This window comes from Curtobacterium sp. Csp2 (genome assembly GCF_013347165.1).
In genome coordinates, this window is the sequence record NZ_CP054593.1 from 3,621,758 (window position 1) to 3,626,857 (window position 5,100).

Below are 5,100 nucleotides of genomic sequence, written 5' to 3' on the forward strand. Positions count from 1 at the left end.
CCCGACTGCTCCGCGTGTCCTTCGAGGGCACACGCATCCGCTCCGCCGAGGGTTCGAACACCCGCATCGACCACGTCGACCTGCGGGCCGCCGACCTGGACCGGGTGGAGCGGCTCGAGGGGTTCCGCGGGGCGACGATCGGTGCCGACCAGCTGTACGCCCTCGCGCCGCTCCTGGCCGCGCAGGCGGGTTACCGCGTGGACTGACACGCGCGTCCGGCCACCCCCGCCCGTCGGCCGCTGCGGCCGCTGGCTGAGCGCGGAGGTTTCGGGCTGAGCGACAGTTCACGCCGTCCGCGGCCCGTGAGGTGTCGCGCAGCGCATGAACTCCCCGCCCGCCAGCGGACCGGGCGAGCCGGCGGCGGCCGACGGGCGGGGGTGGCCGGACGCGCGTGTCAGTCCACGCGGTAACCCGCCTGCGCGGCCAGGAGCGGCGCGAGGGCGTACAGCTGGTCGGCACCGATCGTCGCCCCGCGGAACCCCTCGAGCCGCTCCACCCGGTCCAGGTCGGCGGCCCGCAGGTCGACGTGGTCGATGCGGGTGTTCGAACCCTCGGCGGAGCGGATGCGTGTGCCCTCGAAGGACACGCGGAGCAGTCGGGCGTCGGCGATGTCGAGCTCGTCGAGCACGCAGTCGCGGAACACCACGTCGGTGAGCGTCGACCCGCGGAGGTTCACGAACCCGAGCTTCATGCCGACGAACTCGATCGCGTCCAGCGTCGCGTCGTACAGCTCGGCGGACCCGACCCTGCCGCCGGCGACCCGGACCTCGCGCCAGGCGCTGCTCGAGGCGCGGAACACCGGGGCGTCGAGCGTCTCGACGACCGAGTCGCGGACGCGCAAGCCGCGCAGGTCGGTGCCGTCGGCGCGGAGGGTCCCGACGACGCACTCCTCGAGCTCGAGGTCGGGCAGCCGCTCCCCGGCGACGTCGAGCACCCCGATGCGCTTCGCCTCGATCCGGTCGCCGGTGAGCAGGTCGCCGGGTGCCGGTGACCAGACCTGCAGGTCGGTCGGCTCGGTCACTGTGATCCGCGGGGCGTCGGTGCCGGTCGAACGTGCCATGCGCTCAGTCTGCCGGTCCGGTCCGACGCTGCGTCAGGCCGGACCGACGCTGTGCCGGTCCGACGCTGCGTCAGGCCGGACCGACGCTGTGCCGGTCCGACGCCGTGCCGGTCCGACGCTCGAGCACGCTGTCGAGCCGGTAGTCCTTCGCGGGACCCCGGGCCTGCCAGCGCACCGTCCACCGTCCGGCGTCGCCCGTGAGCACCCCGGTGTAGTCGTCCGGCGCGCAGGCGTGCTCGACCGCCGCGCCCCACACCCAGTCGTGGAAGACCCGGCCGTCGGCGAAGTGCACGGTCCAGTGCGCGTCGGCGCCGCGTCGGACGAGCAGCGTCCGGGACACCGGGGTCTCCCGACCGCCGAACCGCATCATGCCGGACTCGTCCCAGCGGACCTCGTCCGGACCGGTCAGCGTGAGCGTGGTGCGGCCCATGACGGTCCCGCGGACATCGGCAGCGCGGTCGTCCACGGTCCGTGCGAGGTCCCAGTCCCCGAGCAGGTCCGTCGGCAGCAGCACCCCCTCAGGCTACGGGGCGCTCACCCGCGCAGGGGTCCGGACGCGGGCACACGGGCGCCGTCGGCGAAGCCGCCGACGAGTTCCCGCAGGGCGTCCTCCGCCGTGTGCTGCGGCGCCCACCCGAGCTCGTTCCGGGCGCGGTCGGTCCGCATGACCGGCACGCCGGCTGCGATGTCGAGCCACCCGGCGTCCGTCGGCTGGAGCCGGAGCCGCCAGGTCAACGTGACGACCCCGCGCAGCAGGCGGAGCGGGATCCGCACCGCGCCGAGCATCCCGGCGGCCCGGGCCATCCGCGGCGGGGTGAGCACCGGCGACGCCGCGATGTTGAACGCGCCGGCGGCCCGCCGGTCGATCGCCCGCCAGAACGCGTCGGCGAGGTCGTCGGCGTGCACGGCCTGGAACACGAACGGCAGCGGCAGCGGCAGGACCGCGAACCGGGCCGCACGCACGACCGACATCGGGACGAGGTGCCCGAGGAACAGCCCCCGGAGCTCCGCCGCGACCGACCGCTGGAACACCAGCCCGGGCCGGAGCCGGGTCACGACCACGTCCGGGTGCTCGCGCTCGAACGTGTCCAGTGCCCGTTCGTTCTCGGCCTTGTGGACCGAGTACGTCGCCGTCGGGATGCCGGTGGCGGGGAAGGACTCGTCCACCGGCGTCCGCTTGCCGTCCACGTCGACCCCGCGGTACGCCCCGACCGACGAGGCCACGACGACCTGCTGGACCCCGGCCCGGGCCACGGCGGCGAGCACGTTCGCCGTGCCCCGGACGTTGGTCCGGTGCTGCGCGGGGATGTCGTGCGTCGGCTGGAGCGCCCACGCCAGGTGCACGACGGCGTCGGCCCCGCGGAACACGGCGGCGAGCTCCTCGACGGCACCGTCGCCACCGACGTCGACGGCGTGCCAGACCGCGACGTCGTACGGTGCGACCCGGGCGTCGGGCAGCCGTCGGGCGACCCCGACGACCTGCAGCCCTTCGTCGGAGCCGGCCCGGCCGTCACCGGCGAGCCGGGCCGCCGCGAGCCGCCGCAGCACGGCGGTCCCGACGTTCCCGGTCGCCCCGACCACGACGACGCGCATCAGCGGTGCCCGACCGTCACGCCGCCGCGGGCGCGAGCGACGGGTCGAGGACGACCTTGATGCAGCCGTCCTCCTTCTTCTGGAAGACCGAGTACATGTGCGGGGCGTCCTCGAGCGACACCCGGTGCGTGGTCAGGTCGAGCGTGCCGAGCGGGTCCGAGGGGTCGGACACGAGCGGCATCAGGTCGTCGACCCAGCGGCGGACGTTGCACTGTCCCTCGCGGATCGTGATCTGCTTGTCGAACAGGGTCATCATCGGCATCGGGTCGGCCATCCCGCCGTACACGCCGGACAGCGACACCGTGCCACCGCGTCGGACGAGGTCGATCGCCGCGTGCACCGCCGCCAGCCGGTCGACGCCCGCGGTCTCGATCGCCTTCTGCGCGAGCTTGTCCGGCAGCAGGCCGGCCGCGCGCTGGGCGAACCCGGCGACGGGGTTGCCGTGCGCCTCCATGCCGACCGCGTCGACCACGCCGTCCGGCCCGCGGCCGTCGGTGAGGTCGACGAGCTGCGGCACGACGTCGTCGGACAGGTCGAACACCTCGATGCCGTGCTTCGCCCCGAGGTCGCGGCGGACCTGCTCGGGGTCGACGGCGAGCACCCGGTAACCGAGGTGCTTGCCGATCCGCGCGGCGAACTGCCCCACGGGGCCGAGGCCGAGCACCGCGAGCGTCCCGCCCTCGGGCACGTCCGCGTACTGCACGGCCTGCCAGGCGGTCGGGATGATGTCGCTCATGAACAGCCACTGGTCGTCCGCGCCGGTGTCCGGCACCTTGATCGGGCCGTAGTCGGCGTGCGGCACGCGCAGGTACTCGGCCTGCCCGCCGGGGACCTGGCCGTACATCTTCGTGTAGCCGAAGAGCGAGGCGCCGGTGCCGTACTCCTTCACCTGCGTCGTCTCGCACTGCGACTGGAAGCCGTGGCGGCACATCCAGCAGTGACCGCACGAGATGTTGAACGGGACGACGACCCGGTCGCCGACCTTCAGGTTCGTGACGGCGGAGCCGACCTCCTCGACGATGCCCATGGGCTCGTGCCCGAGGACGTCGCCCTTGTCGATGTAGGGGCCGAGCACGCGGTACAGGTGCAGGTCGGAGCCGCAGATGGCGGTCGACGTGATCCGCACGATCGCGTCGGTCGGCTCCTGGATGGTCGGGTCGGGGACGGTCTCGACGGACACCTTCTCGGTGCCCTGCCAGGTCAGTGCGCGCACGTCGCGTTCCTCTCGTGGTCGCGTCGGGCCGGCCGGGAGGCACGGCTCGTCTCCCCCTCGTCGGTACCCGCCCGCGCCGTGGTGCGTTCCCAGGCCCGCCCGCGCGCCCTGCTGTTCCACCGATCCGCGCGTCGGAGGCCGATCCGCGCGTGGGAGGCCGATCCGCGCGTCGGAAGCCGTTCCTTCCGCCACCCGACGCGCGGATCCGCCTCCGATCACGGGCGCGATGGGCTCGAACGTGGCCGATCGGCCAGTCGGTCTCCGCCCGTCCGCCGATGCGCCCGGTGCCGCCCACCCGCCACGCTGGCTCCGATGGACCACCGCACCACGCGCCGCAGCCTGCTCACCGGGGCCGGAGCGCTCCTCGCCGCCGGGGCGCTCGCCGCGTGTTCATCCGAGCCGCCCCGGCGGCCGACGAGCGCGACCCCGACGCCGACAGCCACCCGGACACCCACGGGCACACCCACACCCACACCGACCCCGACACCGACCCGTCCGGCACTGACGAAGGTGCCGCTGCCCCGGGGGACCGTGACGGGTCTGCCAGCGGGGACACCCGGGATCGCGTGGACGGTGGACGACGGGGCATCGTCGGACGTCGTCGCCGCCTATGCCCGGTTCGCCGCTGAGACCGGCACACGCCTGACCTTCTTCGTCAACGGCGCGCGGCCCGCGTGGACCGAGCACGCCGACCTGCTGCGGCCGCTCGTCACCTCCGGGCAGGTGCAGCTCGGGAACCACACGTGGGACCACCCCGCCCTGACGAAGCTCGGCGACCAGGCGGTCCAGGACCAGCTGACGCGGAACCACGCCTTCATCCAGGACACCTACGGCGTGGACGCGAAGCCGTACTTCCGGCCGCCGTTCGGCTACCACGACGCCCGGGTCGACCGGGCGGCGGCGGCCGTCGGCTACACGACCCCGCTGCTCTGGTACGGGACGCTCGCGGACTCCGGGGACATCACGTCCGACCAGATTGTCGGCTTCGCGGAGCAGTGGTTCCAGCCGGCGCACATCGTCATCGGGCACGCGAACCACCTGGGCACGATCGGCGCGCTGCCGCGGCTCCACGCCCTGCTCGAGCAGCGCGGCCTGGCGACCTACACGCTCGACGACGTGTTCTCCCACTGACCCCGGCCCCGCGCGAGTCGCTTCCCGGCAATCGGTCCCGCAAGACGCAACGCGGGCGGTTCCTCCCCGCGGCATGCCGGTCCGGAGAACCGCCGCAGGTGCG

General features: G+C 74.1%; 5 protein-coding genes and 1 pseudogene. 2 read left to right on the forward strand and 4 right to left on the reverse strand.

The genetic code is table 11. The features are described 5' to 3' along the window. Nucleotides 1-206: pseudogene (locus HUN59_RS17575) on the forward strand (pentapeptide repeat-containing protein); the annotation flags it as partial. A 188-nt stretch (nucleotides 207-394) separates the two neighbouring features. On the opposite strand, the gene HUN59_RS17580 reads toward HUN59_RS17575, so the two are convergent. The 4 genes from HUN59_RS17580 to HUN59_RS17595 form a co-directional block, all read right to left on the reverse strand. Then, nucleotides 395-1,060, reverse strand: coding sequence for a pentapeptide repeat-containing protein (locus HUN59_RS17580; RefSeq protein WP_174779111.1), 666 nt, complete (start codon nucleotides 1,058-1,060; stop codon nucleotides 395-397). Between the two features lie 70 nt (nucleotides 1,061-1,130). Continuing rightward, nucleotides 1,131-1,574 (reverse strand): DUF6314 family protein, encoded by a 444-nt coding sequence (locus HUN59_RS17585; RefSeq protein WP_174779112.1) that lies wholly within the window; start codon nucleotides 1,572-1,574, stop codon nucleotides 1,131-1,133. Nucleotides 1,575-1,594: 20 nt separating this feature from the next. Further along, a complete protein-coding gene (locus HUN59_RS17590) occupies nucleotides 1,595-2,653 on the reverse strand; it encodes an NAD-dependent epimerase/dehydratase family protein (protein ID WP_174779113.1) in 1,059 nt (352 codons plus the stop codon). 16 nt (nucleotides 2,654-2,669) lie between these two features. Beyond that, entirely contained in the window at nucleotides 2,670-3,866 is a 1,197-nt protein-coding gene (locus HUN59_RS17595) for a zinc-dependent alcohol dehydrogenase (protein ID WP_174779114.1), read from the reverse strand. A gap of 312 nt (nucleotides 3,867-4,178) precedes the next feature. Here HUN59_RS17595 and HUN59_RS17600 point away from each other — a divergent pair, with 312 nt between their 5' ends. Continuing rightward, nucleotides 4,179-4,997: a polysaccharide deacetylase family protein gene (locus HUN59_RS17600; RefSeq protein WP_174779115.1), complete on the forward strand. Its 819-nt coding sequence runs from the start codon at nucleotides 4,179-4,181 to the stop codon at nucleotides 4,995-4,997. Nucleotides 4,998-5,100: the final 103 nt, after the last annotated feature.